This is a genomic window from Oryzomonas rubra (assembly GCF_008369015.1).
In the GTDB taxonomy this organism is placed as follows: domain Bacteria; phylum Desulfobacterota; class Desulfuromonadia; order Geobacterales; family Pseudopelobacteraceae; genus Oryzomonas; species Oryzomonas japonica.
This window is the reverse complement of the sequence record NZ_SRSD01000005.1, coordinates 23,367-46,715: the sequence shown is the minus strand read 5'-3', so window position 1 is coordinate 46,715 and position 23,349 is coordinate 23,367. Positions and strand designations below refer to the sequence as shown.

The 23,349-nt window shown below is 57.8% G+C and carries 23 protein-coding genes; 18 read left to right on the top strand and 5 right to left on the bottom strand.

The genetic code is table 11. The features are described 5' to 3' along the window. Positions 1 to 143 precede the first annotated feature (143 nt). From argB to ET418_RS09135, 11 genes are all read left to right on the top strand, one after another. Positions 144 to 1,022, top strand: a complete 879-nt coding sequence (gene argB / locus ET418_RS09185; RefSeq protein ID WP_149307575.1) for an acetylglutamate kinase — start codon at positions 144 to 146, stop codon at positions 1,020 to 1,022. Positions 1,023 to 1,154: 132 nt separating this feature from the next. Continuing rightward, positions 1,155 to 2,351 carry an acetylornithine transaminase gene (locus tag ET418_RS09180; RefSeq protein ID WP_149307314.1) on the top strand — a complete coding sequence of 399 codons (1,197 nt, stop codon included), beginning with the start codon at positions 1,155 to 1,157 and terminating at the stop codon, positions 2,349 to 2,351. A gap of 12 nt (positions 2,352 to 2,363) precedes the next feature. Beyond that, positions 2,364 to 3,275, top strand: coding sequence for an ornithine carbamoyltransferase (gene argF, locus ET418_RS09175; protein ID WP_149307313.1), 912 nt, complete (start codon positions 2,364 to 2,366; stop codon positions 3,273 to 3,275). Positions 3,276 to 3,582: 307 nt separating this feature from the next. Then, positions 3,583 to 4,803 (top strand): argininosuccinate synthase, encoded by a 1,221-nt coding sequence (locus ET418_RS09170; RefSeq protein WP_420819519.1) that lies wholly within the window; start codon positions 3,583 to 3,585, stop codon positions 4,801 to 4,803. A 538-nt stretch (positions 4,804 to 5,341) separates the two neighbouring features. Further along, positions 5,342 to 6,775 carry a hypothetical protein gene (locus ET418_RS09165; protein ID WP_149307311.1) on the top strand — a complete coding sequence of 478 codons (1,434 nt, stop codon included), beginning with the start codon at positions 5,342 to 5,344 and terminating at the stop codon, positions 6,773 to 6,775. 17 nt (positions 6,776 to 6,792) lie between these two features. Then, the gene (locus ET418_RS09160) at positions 6,793 to 7,629 is read left to right on the top strand and encodes a RipA family octameric membrane protein (protein ID WP_149307310.1); all 837 of its coding nucleotides are present in this window, start codon (positions 6,793 to 6,795) and stop codon (positions 7,627 to 7,629) included. Between the two features lie 345 nt (positions 7,630 to 7,974). After that, positions 7,975 to 8,265, top strand: a complete 291-nt coding sequence (locus ET418_RS09155; protein WP_246153013.1) for a BrnA antitoxin family protein — start codon at positions 7,975 to 7,977, stop codon at positions 8,263 to 8,265. A 126-nt stretch (positions 8,266 to 8,391) separates the two neighbouring features. Next, positions 8,392 to 9,768 (top strand): argininosuccinate lyase, encoded by a 1,377-nt coding sequence (gene argH, locus ET418_RS09150; RefSeq protein ID WP_149307309.1) that lies wholly within the window; start codon positions 8,392 to 8,394, stop codon positions 9,766 to 9,768. Between the two features lie 6 nt (positions 9,769 to 9,774). Then, complete coding sequence (locus tag ET418_RS09145) at positions 9,775 to 10,638, top strand: ExeA family protein (RefSeq protein ID WP_149307308.1); 864 nt, start codon at positions 9,775 to 9,777, stop codon at positions 10,636 to 10,638. A gap of 10 nt (positions 10,639 to 10,648) precedes the next feature. Next, positions 10,649 to 11,368: a hypothetical protein gene (locus ET418_RS09140; RefSeq protein WP_149307307.1), complete on the top strand. Its 720-nt coding sequence runs from the start codon at positions 10,649 to 10,651 to the stop codon at positions 11,366 to 11,368. Continuing rightward, complete coding sequence (locus ET418_RS09135; protein ID WP_149307306.1) at positions 11,369 to 12,148, top strand: fibronectin type III domain-containing protein; 780 nt, start codon at positions 11,369 to 11,371, stop codon at positions 12,146 to 12,148. Positions 12,149 to 12,423: 275 nt separating this feature from the next. On the opposite strand, the gene atpE is transcribed toward ET418_RS09135, so the two are convergent. The 5 genes from atpE to hemL form a co-directional block, all read right to left on the bottom strand. Beyond that, positions 12,424 to 12,699, bottom strand: a complete 276-nt coding sequence (gene atpE, locus ET418_RS09130) for an ATP synthase F0 subunit C (RefSeq protein WP_149211401.1) — start codon at positions 12,697 to 12,699, stop codon at positions 12,424 to 12,426. Positions 12,700 to 12,902: 203 nt separating this feature from the next. After that, positions 12,903 to 13,592 (bottom strand): F0F1 ATP synthase subunit A, encoded by a 690-nt coding sequence (gene atpB, locus ET418_RS09125; protein WP_149307305.1) that lies wholly within the window; start codon positions 13,590 to 13,592, stop codon positions 12,903 to 12,905. 4 nt (positions 13,593 to 13,596) lie between these two features. After that, positions 13,597 to 13,980, bottom strand: coding sequence for an ATP synthase subunit I (locus tag ET418_RS09120; RefSeq protein ID WP_149307304.1), 384 nt, complete (start codon positions 13,978 to 13,980; stop codon positions 13,597 to 13,599). Continuing rightward, a complete protein-coding gene (locus ET418_RS09115) occupies positions 13,955 to 14,197 on the bottom strand; it encodes an AtpZ/AtpI family protein (RefSeq protein WP_149307303.1) in 243 nt (80 codons plus the stop codon). Before ET418_RS09115 ends, ET418_RS09120 begins: the two co-directional genes overlap by 26 nt. A 95-nt stretch (positions 14,198 to 14,292) precedes the next feature. Further along, positions 14,293 to 15,579 (bottom strand): glutamate-1-semialdehyde 2,1-aminomutase, encoded by a 1,287-nt coding sequence (gene hemL / locus ET418_RS09110; RefSeq protein WP_149307302.1) that lies wholly within the window; start codon positions 15,577 to 15,579, stop codon positions 14,293 to 14,295. Positions 15,580 to 15,829: 250 nt separating this feature from the next. Between hemL and ET418_RS09105 the strand changes: the two genes are divergently transcribed. The 7 genes from ET418_RS09105 to ET418_RS09075 are packed head-to-tail and all read left to right on the top strand — an operon-like array spanning position 15,830 to position 23,320. Further along, the gene (locus tag ET418_RS09105) at positions 15,830 to 16,186 is read left to right on the top strand and encodes an NADH-quinone oxidoreductase subunit A (RefSeq protein WP_149307301.1); all 357 of its coding nucleotides are present in this window, start codon (positions 15,830 to 15,832) and stop codon (positions 16,184 to 16,186) included. After that, positions 16,177 to 16,692, top strand: a complete 516-nt coding sequence (locus ET418_RS09100; RefSeq protein ID WP_149307300.1) for an NADH-quinone oxidoreductase subunit B — start codon at positions 16,177 to 16,179, stop codon at positions 16,690 to 16,692. Before ET418_RS09105 ends, ET418_RS09100 begins: the two co-directional genes overlap by 10 nt. Positions 16,693 to 16,742: 50 nt before the next feature. Further along, positions 16,743 to 17,231 (top strand): NADH-quinone oxidoreductase subunit C, encoded by a 489-nt coding sequence (locus ET418_RS09095; RefSeq protein WP_149307299.1) that lies wholly within the window; start codon positions 16,743 to 16,745, stop codon positions 17,229 to 17,231. A 49-nt stretch (positions 17,232 to 17,280) separates the two neighbouring features. Then, on the top strand, positions 17,281 to 18,453 hold the full coding sequence (nuoD, locus tag ET418_RS09090; RefSeq protein WP_149307298.1) for an NADH dehydrogenase (quinone) subunit D: 1,173 nt from the start codon (positions 17,281 to 17,283) through the stop codon (positions 18,451 to 18,453). Positions 18,454 to 18,484: 31 nt separating this feature from the next. Further along, positions 18,485 to 18,997, top strand: a complete 513-nt coding sequence (locus ET418_RS09085; protein ID WP_149307297.1) for an NADH-quinone oxidoreductase subunit NuoE family protein — start codon at positions 18,485 to 18,487, stop codon at positions 18,995 to 18,997. A gap of 36 nt (positions 18,998 to 19,033) precedes the next feature. Next, entirely contained in the window at positions 19,034 to 20,809 is a 1,776-nt protein-coding gene (nuoF, locus tag ET418_RS09080) for an NADH-quinone oxidoreductase subunit NuoF (RefSeq protein WP_149307296.1), read from the top strand. Positions 20,810 to 20,851: 42 nt separating this feature from the next. Next, a complete protein-coding gene (locus tag ET418_RS09075; RefSeq protein ID WP_149307295.1) occupies positions 20,852 to 23,320 on the top strand; it encodes a molybdopterin-dependent oxidoreductase in 2,469 nt (822 codons plus the stop codon). The last annotated feature ends 29 nt before the right edge of the window (positions 23,321 to 23,349 follow it).

Here is a 23,349-nt window from a genome sequence, read left to right as displayed (position 1 = left end):
GCTCCGTTCCGGGCGCCTGGCATCCGGCCTTCCTCATGACGTTTTTCAACAACCTGTTTGAGATTTTGCCCGCTTTACGGTAAACTGCCACCTTTCCGGTCGGCAGTTTTATTTTTAGGGGATCAAGGTACGGCTCTATGATGATGGAAGACCTGATAGGGAAGGCCAATACGCTGATGGAGGCGCTGCCGTACATCAGGCGTTTTTCGGGAAAGACCTTTGTCATTAAATACGGCGGTCATGCCATGGCGGACGAAAGGCTGAAGGCCTCGTTCGCCCTGGATGTGATCATGCTCAAGTCCCTGGGGATCAACGCGGTCATCGTGCACGGCGGCGGCCCGCAGATCAACCAGACCCTCAAGCGCTACGGGATCGAGTCCGAGTTTGTCCGCGGCATGCGGGTCACCGACGCCGAAACCATGTCGGTGGTGGAGATGGTGCTGGTGGGCCAGGTGAACAAGGAGGTCGTCGGCTACCTGAACCATCACGGCGGCCGGGCCGTCGGGCTTTCCGGCAAGGACGGCACCCTGCTTTTGTCCAAGAAGCTGCTTCTGGAGGCCAAGGCGGAGGACGGCTCCCGCGAGTTGGTGGACATCGGCTATGTGGGGGATGTGGTCAAGGTCAACACCGACCTGATCAGGACCCTGGAGAGCGGGAAGTACCTGCCGGTGATCGCCCCGGTGGGGGTCGGACCGGAAGGGGAGAGCTACAACATCAACGCCGACCTGGTGGCCGGCCGGGTGGCGGCCGCCTTGAACGCCGAGAAACTGATCCTGTTGACCGATATCGAGGGGGTCAAGGACAAGAACGGCACGCTTCTGGGCAGCATCGCCGTGGCCGACATGCACCGCCTGATCGAGGAAGAGGCCATTACCGGCGGCATGATCCCCAAGGTGGTCTGCTGCGCCGACGCCCTGAACGAAGGGGTCAAAAAGGCCCATATCATCGATGGCCGGGTGGAGCACGCCGTGTTGCTGGAGATTTTTACCGACGGCGGCATCGGCACGGAGATCGTGAAGTGAAAAGCGCCTTTTCCGCCATGCCGGCGTTGATCTTCGGTCCTCCTCGTGCGGCGTAGCGCTGCTACGCCTCCTCGTCATCCCTTGATCGCCTTGGCCTGACGAAAAAATCGCTTTTCATAGATTGGAAACGCAATGAACACACAACAATGGATAGAAAAGTCGGACAAATACATCATGAGGACCTACGGACGCTACCCCATCGTGCCGGTCAAGGGGCAGGGGTGCCGCCTGTGGGATGCCGACGGCAAGGAATACCTTGATTTCCTCGGCGGAGTCGCGGTCAACAACCTGGGGCACTGCCATCCCGCGGTCGTCGCTGCCTTGCAAAAACAGGCCGCCGAACTGATCCACTGCTCCAACTATTACCAGATCCCGCAACAGATCGAACTGGCCGAGTTGTTGTGCAGCCATTCCTTTGCCGACAAGGCCTTTTTCTGCAACTCCGGGGCAGAGGCCAACGAGGCGGCCATCAAGCTGGCCCGCAAGTATAGCCGCGACAAGTTCGGCCCCGAACGCTACGAGATCATTACCGCCGCCGAGTCGTTCCACGGCCGCACCATGGCGACCGTTTCCGCCACCGGCCAGGAGAAGGTGCAGCGTTTCTTCGATCCGCTGCTGCACGGCTTCAAGCACGTCCCCTTCGACGATGTCGCCGCCCTGGAGGCGGCCGTCACGCCCAACACCTGCGCCGTCATGCTGGAGCCGATCCAGGGGGAAGGGGGCGTCAATATGCCGTCACCCGATTACTTCCGGGAGGTGCGGCGCATCTGCGACCAGCACGGCCTGATCCTGATCTTCGACGAGGTACAGGTGGGCATGGGGCGTACCGGCAAACTCTTCGCCTACGAGCACTTCGACGTGCTCCCCGACATCATGACCCTGGCCAAGGCCCTGGCCGGCGGTGCGCCCATCGGCACCATGCTGGCCCGGGACGAGTTTGCCGCCGCCTTTGTGCCCGGCACCCACGGCTCCACCTTCGGCGGCAATCCGCTGGTCTGCGCGGCGGCCATCGCCACGGTGCACACCATCCTGGAAGAGGGCATCCTCAACCACACCGAGGAGATCGGCGAGTACCTGCTGGGCGAGTTGGCAGCCCTGGGGAGGAAGTATCCCTTTGTCAAGGAGGTGCGCGGCATCGGCCTGATGATCGGCATGAGCCTGACGATCCCCGGCGCCGAGATCGTCAAGAAGGGGCACAGCCGCGGCCTGCTGCTCAACGTGACCCATGATACGGTGCTGCGTTTCGTGCCGCCCTTGGTGGTCACCAAACAGGAAATAACACAAATGATAGCGATCCTCGACGGCATTCTGGCCGAGGTCGGGGCATAAACGGAGGAGAGAATGGCGCGGCACTTTCTGGCGTTGCACGATTACGACAAGGCAGAACTCGACGGCATGCTGACCCTGGCGCGGGAGCTGAAGGAGAAGCAGAAACAGGGCGTCCCCCACCGGCTTCTGGACGGCAAGGCCCTGGCCATGATCTTCGAGAAGTCCTCCACCCGGACCCGCATCTCCTTCGAAGTGGGGATGTTTCAACTGGGCGGCCACGGCCTCTTCATCTCCAACCGGGATTCCCAGATCGGGCGCGGCGAGCCGATCAGGGATACGGCCCGGGTCATGTCCCGCTACTGCGACGGCGTGATGATCAGGACGTTCGGCCAGGAGATCGTGGATGAATTCGCCCGCTACGCCTCCGTGCCGGTCATCAACGGTCTGACCGACCTGTTCCACCCCTGCCAGATCATGGCCGACCTGCTGACGGTCCTGGAACACAAGCGCACCTACGAGGGGCTCAAATTCGCCTGGGTGGGGGACGGCAACAACATGGCCAACACCTGGATCGAGGCGGCGGCCATCTTCGGCTTCGACCTGGCCCTGGCCTGCCCGGCCGGTTACCGGCCTGACCAGGCGGTGCTGGCCTGGGCCGATGCCAAGGCCCCAGGCAGGATCACCGTGACGGACGACCCGAAGGCGGCGGTCAAGGATGCCGACGTGATCAACACCGATGTGTGGGCCAGCATGGGGCAGGAGTCTGAGCAGAAGGAGCGGGAACGGGCCTTTGCCGGTTACTGTCTGGACGACGCCCTGCTGGCCCTGGCCAAGCCGGACGCCATCGTCCTGCACTGCCTCCCCGCCCACCGTGGCGAGGAGATCGCCGACTCGGTCATCGAAGGGAAGAACTCGGTGGTCTGGGACGAAGCGGAGAACCGGCTGCATATACAGAAGGCGATCATGGCCACACTCATGGGGTAGAAGCGCCGCTTTTCCGCCATGCCGGCGTTGCCCTGCGGGAACTCCTTGTGCGACGTGGCGCTGCCACGCCTCCGCGGGTCCCCTTGGGCGCCTTGGCCTGACGAAAAATCGACGCTTCTTTGGGGAATTTATATAGGGGGTAGAAACACCGCTTTTCCGCCATCTCGGCGTTGCCCTGCGGGAACCCCTTGTGTGATGTGGCGCTGCCACGCCTGCACTGATTTCCCTTGGCACCCTGGCCTGACGAAACAGCGACGTTTTTTGGGATATTCATACTAATCCGTTAAAGGAGAAGCACATGGCAAAAATTCAGAAACAGGAAATCAAGAAGATCGTCCTGGCCTACTCGGGCGGCCTGGATACCTCCATCATCCTCAAATGGCTCAAAAACGAGTACGGCTGCAAGGTCGTCGCCTTTTCGGCCGACCTGGGGCAGGGCGACGAACTGGCGCCGATCCGCGAGAAGGCCCTGGCCACCGGCGCCGACAAGGTCTACATCGACGACCTGCGGGAAGAGTTCGTGCGGGATTTCGTATTCCCCATGTTCCGCGCCAGCGCCATCTATGAGGGGCATTACCTGTTGGGGACCTCCATCGCCCGGCCGCTGATCGCCAAGCGCCAGATGGAGATCGCCGCCAAGGAAAAATGCGATGCCGTCTCCCACGGGGCCACCGGCAAGGGGAACGACCAGGTCCGTTTCGAGCTGGCCTACTACCACTTCAACCCGGCCATCAAGGTCGTGGCCCCCTGGCGCGAATGGGACCTGAACAGCCGCCAGGCCCTGATCGAATACGCCAAGAAGAACGGCATTCCGATCCCGGTCACCAAGAAGCGCCCCTGGTCCTCCGACCGCAATATGCTCCACATCTCCTTCGAGGGGGGCATCCTGGAGGATACCTGGGCCGAGGCGCCCGAAGAGATGTACGTGCTGACCACGTCGCCGGAAAAGGCCCCCAACAAGCCGCAGTACGTGGAGATCGAGTTCAAGAACGGCAACGCCGTGGCCGTGGACGGTGAGCAGATGACGCCGGCCCAGTTGCTGGCACACCTCAACTTCCTGGGCGGCCAGCACGGCATCGGCCGGGTGGACCTGTTGGAAAACCGCTCGGTGGGCATGAAATCCCGGGGCGTGTACGAGACCCCCGGCGGCACCATCCTGCGCGAAGCCCACTCGGCGGTGGAGCAGATCACCATGGACCGCGAAGTCCTGCGCATCCGCGACAGCCTGATCCCCGAGTACGCCCGGCAGATTTACGGCGGCTACTGGTTCTCCCCCGAGCGCCAGATGCTCCAGACCCTGATCGACGATTCCCAGAAGTGCGTCAACGGCGTGGCCCGCGTCAAGCTGTACAAGGGCCTCTGCCGCACCGTGGGGCGCAAGTCCGATACCGACTCGCTCTTCAATCTGGATTTCGCCACCTTCGAGAAGGACCAGGTCTACAACCAGGCCGACGCCGAAGGCTTCATCAAGATCAATTCCCTGCGGCTCAGGATCAGGTCGCTGATGCAGGCCAACCGGAAGAAATAGGGTTTCCGGTACAGGATGTCTGTTGGATACGAGGGGGCATGCTATGGTATGCCCCTTTTCTCTTCTTGTGTTGACCCTCCCGCGCCGTCCGCTGTCCTCCCAAAGCTCCCTCCGCCGAGTTTGATGAGTCTTGGAACTTTTAACTCTGAACCTTGAACTATCTATCCCTTTCCGTCTGTACTCCAATATAAAAATATTTGTATCGAAATGATATAATTAGAAAAATTTGGCAGTGTCATTTCTGCTGTTTTCTGTGTTAAAACGGGAGGATGGAAAGAATAGTCGAAGAGTGTTGATTTTATTAACACTTTGAAATTGCGTTGAAAATTGTGTTTTTGTCATGTAGAAAAGGAGACGAGCGTGTTTGTGGAGTTTTTTTCGTGTAGTTACAGGCTGGGATTAAATTAGGCAAAAGGCTGGTCTTGAGGCATCAGGAATGTTTCATTCTTTCATGCCTGCCCCTGAAGCCCTCCATGGTTTTAACCGGTCAATAACGAGTTGAACCATAATTGATAACCGATGAGTTAAGGAGGACAGAGTGGCGCAGCTTACAAAAGAAATAATCCTTAAAGAATTCGAACTATTTTCAATTGGTATCGGTGGTATCGGTGGTTGGTTAACGCCAGATACAGACGAAGTGGTATTTACTCGTTTATGTAAAATAGATAAAGAACCGCTAACAAAAGTCCAATTCAACCAATTGCTAGTTCTGGGGCACGAGGCCCCAGTAAGTGATGATTTCTACGATTACTATTGGCTATCGTGCCCCAATCTTCACCCTTATGATGTCGAGAAATTACCTGGATTCCAGTCCACATGGTTCAATGAACAGAGGCATATTGTCTCTTTAGAACACCTCAAATGGGGGCTTTACCGATTGTTCACTGATGGCATGTTGTGGTTTGGAAACGTTCGTCAAGCATTTAGAACTTTACGAAATATGTCGAAGGAAGAGCTTAACACATTCTATCTTGAACTTTGTTTAGACACAGAAAAAATCAAAGGCCGCGGTCCGGCACTTTCGTTAAATGATATTCCCAAAGACCATAGATATCTCATTTCAGAAATGGCCTGTAAATCATACGGAGATAAACAGGGCTCCCCCGGTGAACTAAAAAAGGCCCTGATTCAAGCCTACAAAGATCATCAGAAAAGTGGTGGTGGCACAACGACCATAAAGAGCCTTTTAAGCGGGAAAGTAATTACTGATCGTTATGTCGATATGCAGCAAGGTTTTGTATTTTCTGCTGATGAGCTATTGGATCAGCCACTTGAATCACAGAATGATCTTGAGCAACGGTATGAATCAGTAGCCCACCACTTTTTCCAAGCAAGGCAATCAGCACTTGTAAATACACGCTATTACCTTTCGATGGTTAGTGAACTTGATGTCTACGTTGCTACCAGCATGCGTACCCGCCAAGATTTTAGGAATATGGCTTCTGCATGCGAAACAATTTTTGGGGATGAGCGCCTGAAACAACTTCAACTTCGATATTTTGACCCAACCTTAAGCGCTGCAGAAGGCCATGAGGACAAAGGTTTAATTGAATGTCTAATGGTAAAGTGTGCAAAAGTGCTTGTTTACTGCGCCGGTGAAAAAGAAAGTTATGGCAAAGATGCGGAAGCTGCTATGGCGCTGAGTCAAGGCAAGCCAGTAATTTTTTATTGCGACCATGAACAACGAAGTAGTTTTTATCGGGATGTCCACCCTCTCAGTCGGTTGATTGATTTCAAAAGTGGCGCGGCGGTTGGGGCAATGGTCACAGATTCTATTTCTGATGTTTCAGAACTTTTGTACCGCATATTTCATAACAAAATGGAATATCGGTTGGAACAAGTAAAGCCTGGCAATATACGCCTTAAAGAGGCGTTAACTGATTCAGTAGTACGATTGCAGTCAGGTGATCGCCTATTGAGTGAAACGTTTTGGAATCACTATCATGGTGCCTTCCCTAAAATTTCAGCTTAAAAAAGAGGGGGGCAGAAATGAACGTTGCCCGTTTGACTAGCAGCATATCTACAAAACGAACTGTAAGAAGAGAAGAAAAGAATAATAAAGTAAAATCATGTATTTCAGAAAAAGAAATTCTTGATATTGCCTGGAAATATTTCCAACAACATGCGTCACAGCGTATTTCTTATTTTAATTTTTTTGTTTTGTTCTCATCATTTATGACAACAGGACTAATAACTACATTTCATCCGCAATTCAGAGCTCACGCAGTAGGTGTTGCTATAGGGTTTATGCAAGTATTTTTGTCATTTATATTTTGGAAGGTTGACGAAAGAAACAAATTTTTAACAAGGATAGGTGAAAATGCAATAAAAGAAATTGAAAAAAAATATGAACTTGAAGGGTGCTGCCAACATAACCCACATCCAATCCAAATGTTTTTGCATGAAGTAGCACAAACTGAAAATGTATTAAACGACCAAAAAAATGTACCATTTTTGAAAAAACAGATAAGCCATTCAAAAAGTTTTAATATGATATTCGTCGTTTATGCTTTTGTTGGCTTCTGCGGTGCTTGCTTCGCGATATATTCTCATTATAACCCTCCATCGCTGATGCAGAGCAATTCAATAAATTTCTCGGGGAATTTACCTGCCAGCGCCCGAATATCTGTATTTGTCAATAGCTCTTCTTTGCGAGGAGCAACTCCGGATAAGACCAGTGTAGTAGAAAAACGCTCTATCAGTGCCAACAGCACATCAATCAATAGAACTACAACCACAAAAACGAAGATTCTACCAGGTAAATACTCTTGTCCTCAGCCATCCAAAGAGGTCTGCCCTCAACCTCCGAAAGTGGTCTGCCCCTGACATGAGAATAAGTGAACTGAGAGGGCCCAACCAGGCAGAGGCACCGGCCTTAAAACCGCCGGTGTTCTCCTCAGCCGTTGCATGAACAACCTGCGGGGTCTGCCCTTGACACAGGACAAAAATGAAAATGGGAAATAAATGCGAGGTTCCAACCAAACGGGCAGACCGATGAACCCGGTCAACATCTGGTCCGTTGGCAACCGTTAAGGGTTGAAGCCGTTGGGCAAAATTGTTTGACTGTAAATACAAATGTATTTACAATTAGGCTATATGAAATACGAGTGGGATGAGGTCAAAGGCCATCGGGAAATATAAGGATAATTTCTCTACGAAAGGCAAACAGCCGTGAAAAAGCAAGATTTGAAAAAACAATCAAAAACTGATTGGGCGCGGATTGACGCCATGACGGACGAGGATATTGACTATGCCGACATCCCGGAACTAGGCGACGATCTTTTTGAACAGGCCACCTTTGTTCCCGCCAAACAGCTTGTAACGATCCGGCTTGATGCTGATGTTGTGGCATGGCTTAAAAGGAACGGGAGAGGCTACCAGACCCGCACCAACAAGATTCTTCGCACCGTCATGGAATCGCAGGAGAAGTCAGCAAAGAAAAGAGCCAGTGTAACCAGGTGAGTCTCGCAATATTCCGTTGCCCACCATCAAAACCCCCGAAGACTCTCCGCTTTGATTTTGTCCATTTTTCACGTATAGTAGCGCCCGACATCAACTTTACTCCCAAATACGAGGAACCGAGATACCATGTCCAAAGACAAGCTGTGGGGCGGCCGCTTCACCCAGCCCACCGATAAGTTCGTCGAGGAGTTCACCGCCTCGATCCAGTTCGACAAGCGCCTCTATCATCAGGATATCCGGGGCTCCATCGCCCACGCCCGCATGCTGGGCAAACAGGGGATCATCCCCATGGAGGATGTGGAGCAGATCGTCCACGGCCTGCAGCAGATCCTGCAGCAGATCGAGGCCGGCGAGTTCGACTTCTCCATCGCCCTGGAAGATATCCACATGAATATCGAGGCCAGGCTCTCCGCCAAGATCGGCGAGGCGGGCAAACGCCTGCATACCGGCCGCTCGCGCAACGATCAGGTGGCCCTGGATATCCGCCTCTACCTGCGAGACGAGATTGTGGATATCGCCACCTATCTGGATCTGCTGATCGACGCCCTGTTGGGGCAGGCCGAGGCGAACCTGGATGTGATCATGCCCGGCTTCACCCATCTGCAGACCGCCCAGCCGATCCTGTTCAGTCACCACCTGATGGCCTATGTGGAGATGCTTACGCGGGACAAGGGGCGCATGGAGGATTGCCTGAAACGGGTCAATGTCCTCCCCCTGGGAGCCGGCGCCCTGGCCGGTACGACCTTTCCCATCGACCGGGAGTACGTGGCCGAGCAACTGAACTTCCCCGCCATTACCCGCAACTCTCTGGACTCGGTCTCGGACCGGGATTTTGCCCTGGAGTTCCTGGCCGCGTCATCGATCCTGATGATGCACCTGTCTCGCTTTTCCGAGGAGTTGATCCTCTGGTCCACCAGCGAGTTCAGGTTCATCGAATTGTCGGACGGCTTCTGCACCGGTTCGTCCATCATGCCCCAGAAGAAGAACCCGGACGTGCCCGAACTGGTCCGGGGCAAGACCGGCAGGGTCTACGGCAACCTGATGGCGCTCCTGACGGTGATGAAGTCTTTGCCGCTGGCCTACAACAAGGACATGCAGGAGGATAAGGAGCCGCTTTTCGACACCATCGACACGGTCAAGGGGAGCCTCAAGATCTTTGCCGACATGATCAGGGAGATGCGGATCAACGGGGAGACCATGCGCCGTGCCGCCGGTTACGGTTTTTCCACCGCCACCGACGTGGCCGACTACCTGGTGCGCAAGGGGCTTCCCTTCCGCGACGCCCATGAGGTGGTGGGGAAGGCGGTGGCCTACTGTGTGGAGAACGAGATGGACATCACCGATCTCTCCCTGGCCGAATGGCAACTGTTTTCGGCCAAGGTCGACAATGATATCTTCGCGGCCATCACCGTCGAGGCCAGCGTCAATGCCCGCAATGTCCCCGGCGGCACCGCCAGGGCGCGGGTTGAGAGCGAAATTCGCGCCGCGCGAGAGGGAAAGTAGCGTCCGATGTATTGTGATTTTTTCGGATTCACCGAAAAGCCGTTTACGATCACGCCCAATCCCCACTTTATCTACCTGAGCGGCAACCATCGGGAAGCGTTTGCCCACCTCTTGTACGGCATCGACAGTCATGCCGGTTTCATCGCCATGACCGGCGAGGTGGGAACCGGCAAGACCACGGTGCTGCGTACCCTGTTGTCGCAACTGGACCCGGAAAAGTACAAGAGCGCCCTGATCTTCAACCCCTGTCTTTCGGGCGAGCAGCTCCTGGCCAGCATCTGCCGCGATTTCGGCATCGAGGCCGCCGAGAAGAACAGTTTTGCCTACCTGGAGGCCCTCAACCGTTACCTGCTGGAGCAGAATGCCGCCGGCCGCACCCTGGTGCTGGTCGTCGATGAAGCCCAGAACCTGGCACCGGAGGTCCTGGAGCAGGTGCGCCTCATCTCCAACCTGGAGACGGAGCGGGACAAGCTGATCCAGATCATCCTGGCCGGGCAGCCCGAGCTCGACGACGTCTTCAACCGCCACGACCTGCGGCAGCTCAACCAGCGCATCACGGTCCGCTGCAGGCTGTCGCCCATGGGGCTGGACGACACGAAGGAGTATATCAGCCATCGCGTGAAGATCTCCGGAAGCCGCATCCCCCGTCTCTTCTCCCCTGGTGCGGTGAAACAGATCTACCGCTTTTCGGGCGGTATCCCCCGCCTTATCAACGTTGCCTGCGAACAGGCGCTACTCCTGGCCTGGACGCGGGAAAGCCTGACGGTAACGCCGGACATCGCCGCCCGGGTCATAGCCGAAGCAGGGGCCGTGGCCCCGCGTAGGGGATTGTGGGAACGAATCACCGGACTATTCTTCTCGGGAAAGTGAATAGAAATCTATGAGTTATATCCTCGATGCCTTGAAAAAACTGGAGAGCGAGAAGGAACGGAAGGCCCGCGGCAGCGGCATGATCAACATTGCCGGGGAACTGTTCAAAAACGGTCCGGCCCCCCAAAAGGAACGCAGGAACTGGCCCATTGTCCTGGGGCTTGTGCTGCTGGCATCGCTCATAACCTTCGGCGCGACCTTCCTGCTCCTGCATGGGGGCAAGGGGAAAAGGCATGCCGCTTCTCCAATTGTGATGCCCCCGCCATCGGTGACCCCTGCGCCGGCACCGCCGTTGCTTCCCGCCAAACCGGCGATGCCCGAGCCGCCGCCCGGTCCGCCTGCGGCGGTTGCTCCGCAGAAAGCCGCGCCACCTCCGGCACGGGTGCCGAAAGCCGTCAAGAAACCGCCCGTGCCCCGGCACCCTCCGGTTGCCCGGCCGGCACGACCTGTTGCACCGGCAGCCGAGGAAAACGCCCCCGCGGAGCCTGCCCGGCCCGCGGCCGCTGCCCTTGTCGCCGCTCCCGCCGATATCAAGGTGTCGGGCATCGCCTGGCAGGAACGTCGCGGTGCGTCCCGGGCGGTGGTGAATGGCTTCCTCCTGCGGGAGGGCAATACGGTCTCCGGCGCCAGGATTGTGGAGATCTTCCAGAACAAGGTCCGTTTCAGTTCAGGCACTGGCACCTTCGAAGTGTATCTGGTTGCCACCGGGTTGCCGGCAGCGCCGAAATAGATGGGTATCGAGGTTCGCGTGGGCATGCGCTTTCTGTTGCTTTTCATACTGTTTTCACTGCTTTCCGGGTGCGGGAAGAAGGGGCCGCTGCTCTATCCCGACATGCTGGTCCCGGCCGCTGTGACCGCCTTGACGGCAAACCAGAGCGGCGCCAGCGTCAAGATCGCCTTTGAGTTGCCGGATAAGGACATGGCCGGGCGTTCGCTGCGGGATCTGGCCGGCGTAAGCGTCTTCAAACGGGTGGAATCGTCGCTGCAACAACCCGATTGTCCCGCCTGCACCGATGATTTCCGACTGTTTCGCAAGCTCTATCTCGATCTGCCCGATGCCACCCAGATCTACGGCAACAAGGTGGTGCTCCTGGACAGCGAGACGCGCAGGAATACCGCCTACAGCTACTACGTCGTCCCCTTTGCCCGTGACAACTCCGTGGGGGCAAGCTCGGCGCCGGTACGCGTTCGGGTCACGCTGCAGCCGTTCCCCCCGGTGCTCCAGGTCCTGCCGGCACCCACGGAAATCAAGCTGGAATTCGTGGCCATTCCGCCCGAGGAAGGTTCCTTTGTGGGGTATAACCTCTACCGTACCGCCAAGAACGAGCCCATGCCCTATCTCCCGCTGAACAAGGAACCGCTTACGGGCACCACGTACACCGATTCGGGGCTGGAGCGCAAGACGGTCTACCGCTATGTGGTCAGGACGGTGGTGCGTATGCCGTGGGGTGGGGTCGCCGAGAGCGGGGCCTCCAACGAGGCGGAAGGGGCTTTGAAGGAAGAGGAATAATAGCAGGTTGTTGAAAAACAGCCATCTCGCCGCCGTCCTCGAAAGCCCTTTTGTGACTGAAGCCTTTGGCTTCACCCCTCGGGCGCCTTCGCGGTCCACTTTCACAAGTGAAAGTGTGCGACGTAGCGCTGCTACGCCTCCGCGGGGCTTTCTGCGGGTGCGACGATCTGACTATTTTTGAACAACCTGATAAGAGCGGGGTTGAAAGGTGAAAGAAACAGAAAAGGGCATCCCGCAGGGATGCCCTTTTTGTTACGCTACCGGTGCCGGAAAGATTACTTGGCGACGGTTTCGGCCAGCTTGGTGGCGATTTCTTTGTAGGGGTTGGCGAACAGGATGATCAGGCAGACAACCAGGGCGTAGATGGCCAGGGACTCGATCATGGCCAGACCGATCATCATGGTGGTCAGGATCTTGCCGGAAGCGCCGGGGTTACGGGAAACGCCTTCTACGGCGCTTTTAACTGCCAGACCCTGACCGATGCCGGTACCCAGGGTGCCCAGTGCCATGCCGATACCTGCTGCCAGAACGCACATTGTGAAAAAGCTCATTGTTACTTCTCCTCTCTTCTTATGGTAGTTATCCTAAACAGTATAGGATCTTATAAACTCTTCAAAGGCTGTTGAAAATTCAGGTTGTTCAAAGATAGTCAGATCGTCGCACCCGCAGAAAGCCCTGCGGAGGTGTAGCAGCGCTACGCCGCACAAAAGGGCTTTCGAGGACGAAGGCCTGATGGCTGTTTTTCAACAACCTCTTAGTGTGCCTCTTCCAGCGATCCCTGGATGTAGATCATGGCCAGGAGCATGAAAACAAAGGCTTGGATGAAGGAAACCAGCACGCCCATGAGCATCATCGGCAGCGGTACCAGAAAGGGGGCCAGTCCGAAGAAGATCATCAGCACCAGTTCATGGCCGTTCATGTTGCCGAAGAGACGCAGGGTGAGGGAAACCGGGCGGCTCAAGTGACCGATGACCTCGATGAAGAACATGACCGGGGCCAGCCAGGCGATGGGGCCCATGAAGTGTTTCAGGTAGTGCAGGCCGTGGTGCTTGATCCCGACCACATGGGTCGAGAGAAAGACGATCACGGCGCAGGCGGCCGTGGTGTTGATGTTGGCGGTGGGGGGAAAGAAACCCGGGATCAGGCCGGTCAGGTTGGAGACCAGGATAAAGATCGCCAGGGTGGCTATCAGCGGGAAGTAGGGACGGCCATGTTCGCCCATGGTCTCGACGATCATGTTTTCAATGCCGCCGACAACCACTTCCATGAAGTTCTGCAGGCCGCCGGGGATCGCTTTGAGCGCCGACGTGGCCAGTACGGAAAGTACCAGCAGCAGCACGATGATCAGCCAGGTGTAGGCGATGGCATCGGCACTGGCCTCGTTGAGATGCAGCGGCGCCAGCAGGTTGCGGAAAAACTCGAGAAACAGTAAAGGATGAACCATGGAGCTAACCTCCCGTGCGCAAGGCACTATATAATGAAAGTGCAATTATGTTGGCAACGATAACGGACAATCCCACCAGCAGCCCTGCCAGCGAGAACCATCCCGAAGTGATGATGACATACAGTACCAAGCCGGTGACGGCCATGCGGCCCACGAACCGGATTTGGGCGTACAGATTCGGTTTGACCGGCATCAGGCCGAGGATGCGCTGGAGCACGTTGCGCAGCCAGGCAAAATTACAAATGGCAATGATGCCGCCTGCCAGGATGCCCATCCCGGCCTTGGCCGAAAAGAGGGCGAATCCCCCGATGCTCAGAACCGCCAGCAGGGCCAGGCTCCCTTTGATGATGACGGCGAAGAGGTTATCTTCGTTGATCGCTGTCGTCATCTCTGCGGATCTCCCTGCCGGCTATCACGTAAATATTCTTGAAACCGGCCGCAATCCCGATAAACAAAAAGATATAAAAGAACCACGGCTTGGTGCCAAGCCACCGGTCGAGCGCCAGGCCGGACCAGACACCGATCCCGATCGCCAGGACGACCGAGATGCCCATGCTGGACACCATGGACAGGCTCTTGAGCAGATCGCGTTTGTCACGATCCATGGTCAGAACCCCCGTCCGAAGTTGATACCAAAATCGATATTCCTTAGCATGGCAGCGTTCGTAATGTCAAACAAAATAACAGAATAACGTTTGACCTAGGCGATGAGCCGGAAGCATTTAGCCGCGGCGGCGATGGTTTTTTCGATATCGGCATCGCTGTGGGCGGCCGACACGAATGCGGTCTCGAACTGGGACGGCGCCAGGTAGATCCCTTCATCCAGCATGGCCAGGAAGTATGTGGCGAACGCCCTGGTGTCGCAGGCGGAGGCGGTCGGCCAATCGTGGACCTCGTTCTTGCTGAAGAAGGCGCAGAACATGCTGCCGACCCGGGTGGAATAGATCGGATAGCCGGCTGTCTTGGCGGCCGCGGCGATGCCCTCCGCCACCTGGCGGCTCTTCTCTTCCAGCTTTTCATAGAAGCCGGGCTGTTTGAGCAGCGTAAGGGTCGCGATGCCGGCCGACATGGCCAGCGGGTTGCCGGAGAGGGTGCCGGCCTGGTAGATGCCGCCGGACGGAGAAAGTTTTTCCATGATTTCGCGCTTGCCGCCAAAGGCGCCCACCGGCAGGCCGCCGCCGATGATCTTGCCCAGGGTGGTCATGTCGGGGGTGACGCCGAACAGGGACTGGGCGCCGCCGTAGGCCACCCGGAAACCGGACATGACCTCGTCGAAGATCAGGATGATCCCTTCGTTGGTGCAGATCTCGCGCAGCCCTTCCAGGAAACCCTCACGGGGGGGGATGGTCCCCATGTTGCCGGCCACCGGCTCCACGATGATACAGGCGATGGTGCCCTTGTTCTCGGCCACCAGTTTTCTGACCGAGTCGAGGGAGTTGTATTCCGCCGTCAGGGTGTGTTTGGCAAAATCGGCAGGCACGCCGGGCGAATCGGGCACGCCGAAGGTGGCCGCGCCGGAGCCGGCCTTGACCAGCAGGGAGTCTGCGTGGCCGTGATAGCAGCCGGAAAATTTGAGGATATTGTCCCGCCCGGTATAGCCGCGGGCCAGGCGGATGGCACTCATGGTGGCCTCCGTCCCGGAGCTGACCATGCGCACCATCTCTATGGAGGGGACGGCCTCGATCACCATGCCGGCCAGGACGGTCTCCTGCTCCGTCGGCGCGCCAAAGCTGGCGCCGTTGTCCATGGTCCTCTTGACCGCCTCGATCACCTGCGGGTGGCAGTGCCCCACGATCATGGGCCCCCAGGAACCGACGTAGTCCACAAAGGCATTGCCGTCTTCATCGTAGATGGCGCTCCCGGCCGCTTTTTTGATGAAAAGGGGGTCTGCTCCCACGGACTTGAACGCCCTGACCGGGCTGTTGACACCGCCGGGGATTGCTGCTTTGGCCTGCTGGAAGAGAGCGCTGGAACGGGTGTGGTTCATGGTGGAAGGACCCCTCATACTTTATTTTGAAATGAGCTTGCCAATGGGGTGTTTTGAATAGCACACCATCCTCGATTTTGTCAATCTCAAAGAAGGTTTTTTATTTTGATTTTAGTATGTTGGGGGTAATGGCGGGGTATTTTGCGCGGCCTGAGAAAGGGGGAAAAATCTGCTTGACAAAGAAAATCAAATAACCTATTTTGACAACGTTTTGTATACAGTATACCGCAAGTAATTAGGAGGGTTTCCGATGCTTGGTGCATATCTCCCCATACTTCTCCTGGTCATAGTCGCCGTGTTGTTCGGGCTGGTTTCCATCGTCCTGTCCTCGCTCATCGGCCAGAAGAAGCCTTCCCCCGTCAAGCTGGCTCCGTACGAGAGCGGCTGCACGCCGGTCGGAACGGCCCGGGAACGTTTCTCGATCAAGTTCTACCTGATCGCCATGTTGTTCATCCTGTTCGACATCGAGGCTGTGTTCCTCTATCCCTGGGCGATTCTCTATAAGAAGCTCGGCGTGTTCGGCCTGGTCGAGATGGGGACCTTTATCGTCATTCTCTTTGTCGGTTACATTTACGTCTGGAAAAAAGGAGCACTGGAATGGGAGTAGACAATCCGCTTGGCGACAACATCATAACCACGTCCCTGGATGCGCTCGTCAACTGGTCGAGGAAGTCGTCCATCTGGCCCATGACCTTCGGCCTGGCATGCTGCGCCATCGAGATGATGGCCGCCGGCGCTTCCCATTACGACCTCGACCGTTTCGGCATCATCTTCCGCGCCTCCCCCCGGCAGTCCGACTGCATCATCATCGCCGGCACGGTCACCAAGAAGATGCTGCCGGTCATCAAGACTGTCTATGAGCAGATGCCCGAGCCGAAATGGGTCATCGCCATGGGTGCCTGCGCCTGTTCAGGCGGAATCTTCGATACCTACAGCGTTGTGCAGGGGATCGATGAGGCGCTGCCGGTGGATGTCTACATCCCGGGCTGCCCGCCGCGCCCCGAGGCGCTCCTGTACGGTCTTATGAAACTACAGGATAAGATCATGCATGACAAGAACTCGTTTGGCTCCGCCATCGGCCTGGGTAACAGGATCGAGTCGGCTGCAGCGTAAGTCACCGGGTACACTGAATATATCAAATCCCAGACAAAGGGTTGAATGCCATGGCAGAGAACAATCGCGCAGTAGTCAAGTTGAAAGAGAAATTCGCCTCTTCCATCATCGAGGTCGTCGAGTTTCGCGGTGAAGTGACGGTAACGATCAAAAAGGAAGACCTTCTGGCCGTTCTTGCCTTTCTGAAGCAGGCCCTTCAGTACAATCTGCTCACCGACGTGACCGCGATTGACTATCTGGGCAAGAAGGAAGAGCGCTTCATGATGGTCTACCTGCTGTACTCCATCCCCAACAAGGATCGGCTGCGCATCAAGACGGCCGTTTCCGAGGCGGAGTGCCATATCGAGAGCGCGACCCAAGTCTGGGCTGCCGCCAACTGGCTGGAGCGTGAGGTCTACGACCTGTTCGGCATCACGTTCGACAACCACCCCGACCTGCGGCGCATCCTGATGACGCCCGACTGGGAAGGTTATCCGTTGCGCAAGGACTACCCGCTTCAGGGGCCGGACCGGGAACCCTATAAAGGCCGCCTGTCGTAAGTTCCCGCACCAACGTACTTCGTATCTACGATCATAGAAGAGGCGATATATGGCTACTACGGAAAAGATGACGCTGAATATGGGGCCGCAGCACCCCAGCACCCACGGGGTTCTCAGGCTCGTTCTCGAACTGGACGGCGAGGTGATCACCAAGATCACCCCGGACATCGGCTACCTGCACCGCGGGGTGGAGAAGCTCTCCGAGCACCGCACCTACCACCAGGTCCTGCCGCTGACCGACCGCCTCGACTACCTGGCCCCCATGCACAACAATCTGGGGTATATCCTGACGGTCGAGAAGTTGCTGGATATCCAGGTCCCGGAGCGGGCCCAGACCATCCGCATCATCATGGCCGAGTTGACGCGCCTCGAATCCCACTTGGTATGGCTTGCCACACATGCCCTCGATATCGGCGCCATGACGGTCTTCCTCTATGCCTTCCGCGAGCGCGAGGTCATCATGGAAACCTATGAACTGATCTCCGGCGCCCGCATGACCTCCAACTTCTTCCGCGCCGGCGGCCTCTCACAGGATGTGCCGCCCGAATTCGAGAAGAAGGTGCGCGATTTCATCGATGCCATGCCCGGTAATCTGGACCAGTACGAGGGGCTCCTGACCACCAACCCGATCTGGCTCAAGCGTACGGTCGGCAACGGCGTGATCTCCGCCGAGGACGCAATCGACATGGGCATTACCGGCCCGGCCCTGCGCGGTTCCGGCGTTGATTGGGACCTGCGCCGCGACAATCCCTATTCCGGGTACGAGAACTACCAGTTTCAGATCCCGGTGGGGGAAAAGTGCGATACCTTCGACCGCTACAAGGTGCGCCTGGTGGAGATGCGCGAGGCCTGCAAGATCGTCACCCAGGCCCTCGACCGGCTCAAACCCGGCCCGGTGCTGGCCGATTGCCCTCAGGTCTGTTACCCCCCCAAGGAAAACGTCTACAACTCCATAGAAGGTCTGATCCACCACTTCAAGATCGCCTCCGAAGGCTATCCCGTACCGGAAGGCGAAGTCTACCAGGGGGTTGAAAACCCCAAGGGCGAGTTGGGTTACTACATCGTCAGCGACGGCAGTTCCAAGCCCTACCGCATGAGGATCCGGCCGCCCTCATTCGTCAACCTCCAGGCCATCGAGAAGATGGCCAAGGGGGCCATGATTGCCGACTTGGTGGCTGTAATCGGAACGTTGGACGTCGTTCTTGGCGAAATAGACAGATAACTCCCGTAACGATTCAAAGGAGACGGCGCGAATGAGTGAAGCAGTTGCGCAACAGGCAGAAGAACAGGAACCGGAAGTAGACCTCTCCATAGCCGATAAGGTTATCGATAAATACATCGATCTGCCGGGCAACCTGATGCCGGTCCTTCAAGGGGTCCAGGATGCGTACGGGTATGTGCCCCGCAAGGTTGCCGACTATGTCGCCGAGCGGTTGAACGTCTACCCCAGCCAGATCTACGGCGTCCTCACCTTTTACGCCCAGTTTCATCTGAAACCCCGCGGCCGGTTCATCATCCGGGTCTGCGTCGGGACCGCCTGCCACGTTTCGGGCGCTCCGCGTATCGTTGAAACCTTCTTCGATAAACTGCACATCGGCCACGCCGAGACCACGCCGGACCTGCGCTACACCTTTGAAAAGGTCGCCTGCCTGGGCGCCTGCGGCATGGCGCCCTTGGCCATGGTCAACGATGACACCTTCGGCAAGATGACGGTCCAGAAGGTTGACGAGATAATTGCCGAATACAACCAGCGGCCGATGAAATAGAACCGACTCAACCATTCCAGCAGGGGACAAAGCGTTATGGGCGAAGCAATAAAAATTCTGATATGTCAAGGGACCGGCGGTATTTCGGCCGGTGCGAAAAAGGTTGAGGCGGAATTTCGCCGGGTGCTCCAGGAAAAGGGCGTTGACGCGGTGGTGGGCAAGCGTTGTGAGGTCATCCACACCGGTTGCCGCGGGCTGTGCGCCAACGACGTCCTGGTAGACATCATTACCGAAGAGCAGGGTCGGGTCACCTACGACTTCGTTCAGCCTGAAGAGGTCGAACAGCTCGTCAACGAGCATATCGTCGGCAAGACGGTCCTGGAAAAACGGAAGGCGAAACCGTACTACAACACGTTTGTCGATGCCCAGATGCGGGTCGTCATGTCCGGCTGCGGCCAGATAAACCCCGAGTCGCTGGACGCATTTCTCGGGGAAGACGGATTCAAGGCCATAGAAAAATGCATCACGACCATGAAGCCGGAAGAGGTCATCGAAGAGGTCAAGAAGTCCGGCCTGCGCGGTCGTGGGGGCGGCGGTTTCCCCACCGGCATGAAATGGTCCTTCTGCAAGGCCTCCCCGGGCGACCACAAATACCTGATCTGCAATGCCGACGAAGGCGACCCGGGCGCGTTCATGGACCGTTCGCTGCTGGAAGGCGACCCCTACTGCATCATCGAAGGCATGATGATCGCCGCCTACGCCATCGGCTGCGACTTCGGCTATGTGTATGTCCGCGCCGAGTACCCCCTGGCGGTGCAGCGCCTCCAGCGCGCCATCGACGACTGCTACGAACAGGGATACCTGGGGCAGAACATCAAAGGGTGGGGCCTCAACTTCGACATGCGCATCAAGATGGGCGCCGGCGCCTTTGTGTGCGGTGAAGAAACCGCCCTGATGGCCTCCATCGAAGGACAGCGCGGCATGAGCCGCCCCCGTCCGCCGTTTCCCGCCGTGCGCGGTCTGTGGGGCAAGCCGACCAACATCAACAACGTGGAGACCTTCGCCAACGTCCGGCATATCATCAACAAGGGCTCTGCCTGGTACGCCTCCCTCGGCACCGAGACCACCAAGGGGACCAAGATCTTCGCCGTTACCGGCAAGGTCAAGCACACCGGCCTGGTAGAGGTTCCGGCCGGTATGACCGTCCGTTCGGTTCTCTACGACGTGTGCGGCGGCATCCTCAATAATCGCAAGTTCAAGGCCGTCCAGGCCGGCGGCCCCTCGGGCGGCTGTATTCCCGGCGAGATCCTGGACACCCCGGTCGACTACGACTCCCTGATCAAGGCCGGCGCCATGATGGGTTCCGGCGGTCTGGTCGTCATGGACGAGACCACCTGCATGGTGGACGTCGCCCGCTTCTTCCTCTCCTTCACCAGGATGGAATCCTGCGGCAAATGTGTCCCCTGTCGCATCGGCCTGAAGGTCATGCTGGATATCCTGGAGCGCATCACCGAGGGGCGCGGCGAACCGTCCGACCTGGATACCCTTCTGGATCTGGGGACAGCCATCAAGAAGGCCTCTTTGTGCGGCCTCGGCCAGACGGCTCCCAACCCGATCCTCTCCACCATCAACTATTTCCGCCACGAGTACGAGGCCCACATCAACGACAAGCGGTGCCCCTCCAACTGCTGCAAGGAGTTGCTCCTCTGGCAGGTCGTGGAAGACAAGTGCGTCAAGTGCGGGGCCTGCAAGAAGGCCTGCCCGGTGGATGCCATTGTCTGGGAAAAGGGGCAGGTCGCCTTCCTGGACCAGGAAAAATGTACCAAGTGCAAGTCCTGTTATGACGCCTGCCGTTTCATGGCGATCGAATAGAACCGGTTTCTTACAGAGTCAAACTCACTGATAGAGGTTGAGATGGTAAATCTGACGATAGATGACAAGCAGGTTACGGCTCCCAAGAACTCCACCATTTACGATGCCGCCAAGATCAACGGGATCAAGATCCCGATCCTGTGCCACGACAAGAAGCTGAAACCCTTCGGCGCCTGTCGCATGTGCCTGGTGGAAGTGGAACAGATGAGGGGGCGGCAGGTTCCGGCCTGCACCACGCCGATCACCGAGGGCATGATCATCCGCACCTCGACCCCGGACATCATCAAGGCCCGCAAGATGGTGCTGGAACTCCTGCTGCTCAACCACCCCATCGACTGCCCGGTCTGCGATAAGGGTGGGGACTGCGATCTGCAGAATCTGACCTACGAATACAAGGTGAACGCCAACCGCTTCAGCGACGAGAAGTTTCACCACGAGATCGACTACAGCAACCCGCTGATCGAGCGTGACATGAACCGTTGCGTGTTGTGCGGAAAGTGCGCCCGCATCTGCGACGAGATCGTCTCCTTCGGTGCCCTGACCTTTATCAGCCGCGGTATCGAAACCAAGATCGGCTGCGAGTTCGAAGGCTCGCTCAACTGCGAGTTCTGCGGCTCCTGCGTCTCCGTCTGCCCGGTCGGTTCGCTCCTGGCCCGCCCCTTCAAGTTCAAGGCGCGCTTCTGGGCCCTCACCAATCAAAAGTCCGTGTGCGGGTACTGCGGCACCGGCTGCAACCTGACCCTGGGGGTCAAGGACAACAAGGTTCTGACCACGGTCTACGACGAGAACCAGGGGTTTCATAACGGCCAGCTCTGCTGCCGCGGCCGCTTCGGCTACCAGTTCATCAACTCGGACAAGCGCCTGACCACCCCGCTGGTGCGCAAGAACGGCTCCCTGACGGAGGCGACGTGGGACGAGGCCCTGGAACTGGTCGCCGCCCGTCTGAAAGACGCCGGCTCATCGGCTGCCGCCCTGGCCACGCCGCGCCTGACCAACGAGGAGCTGGTGCTGTTCAAGAGGCTGATGGAGACCGCCGGTTCGGCCAATTACGACCATTCGGCCGGTTATGCCCATGCCGCCCTGACCGAGGGCTTCGCCCGGAGCTTCGGGGCCGCGGCCTCACCGGCGACCATCCTGGATATCCAGAAGAGCGACCTGCTCCTGGTCATCAAGACCGATAGCTACGAGACCCACCCGGTGATCGGCTTCGAGATCAACATGGCGGTCAAGAACAAGGGCGTCAAGCTGAACATCCTCTCCGACAAGCGGGGCAAGCTCTCCAAGCTGCCCGACGCCCAGACCCTGGTGCATACCCCCGGCAGCGAGATCGCCGTTATCAACGCCCTGGCCAAGACGATCCTGGACGACAAACTGGCCGCCGGCACAGCCGCTGCGATCCCCGGTTACGCCGACCTGGAAAAGGCCCTGGCCGGTTTCACCCCCGAGGCGGTCGCCGGACAGAGCGGCCTTACGGCCAGCGCCATCAAGCGGCTTGCCAACGACTACGCCAAGGCCGAGAAGGCACTGATCCTGTTCCCCATCGGCAACGCCTACCCCGGTCACAACGCCGACCTGGCCAGCGCCGTGGCCAACCTGGCCCTCCTGACCGGCAAGCTCGGTACGGAGGGAAGCGGCGTCCTCTGCATGGCCGAGAAGAACAACAGCCAGGGTGCCGTGGACATGGGTTTCTATGCCACCAGCGGCCTGAATGCGGGCCAGATTATGGACGGCTGCGCCAGCGGCGCCATCAAGACCCTGTTCGTAGCCGGCGAGAACCCGGTGGTTTCCTACCCGAACCGAACCGCCATCTCGGCCGCTCTGGACAAGGTCGAGTTCCTGGTAGTTTCCGACCTGTTCATGACCGAGACTGCGGCCATGGCCGATGTGGTGCTGCCGGCCTGTTCCTTTGCCGAAAAGGAAGGGACCTTCACCAGCGTCGACCGCCGTGTCCAGCACATCAAGCCGGCCATTGGGAAGATCGGCCAAAGCCGCACCGATTTCGAGATCTTTGGGCAGCTGATCGCCAAGCTGGGCGGACAGGCCCCCGCCACGCCGGCGACGGTATTCGGCGAGATTGCGGCCTCTGCCCCGGGATACGCCGGCATGTCCTACGCTTCCCTGGGAGAGACGGGCGCCTTTGCGCCGGTTGCCGTCACGGCCGCATTCGTTGTGCCCAAGACGGTCGCTGTCGAACCGGTGGCGGGCAAATTGGCCCTGGTTACCGGCAGCGCCCTGTACCACAACGGCACCCTGTCCCAGTTCGGCGAAGGCCCCATGCATGTCTGCCCGGAAGGGTACCTGGAACTCTCCCGCACTGACGCCGCCAAGCTGAAGATCCAGGAAAACGACCTGCTGAACGTGGCCTCCGCGATCGGCTCGACCAAGCTGAAGGCCAGGATCACCCCGCGCATGCCCGAGGGGGTGCTGTTCAGCCCGTACCACTTCGGCGCGGCCGCCGTCAACCAGGTCTGGAGCGGCGCTCCGGTCACCTGGGTGACCGTGACCAAGTAGCCTGACACCAACGTTCTCGGACTTATTTC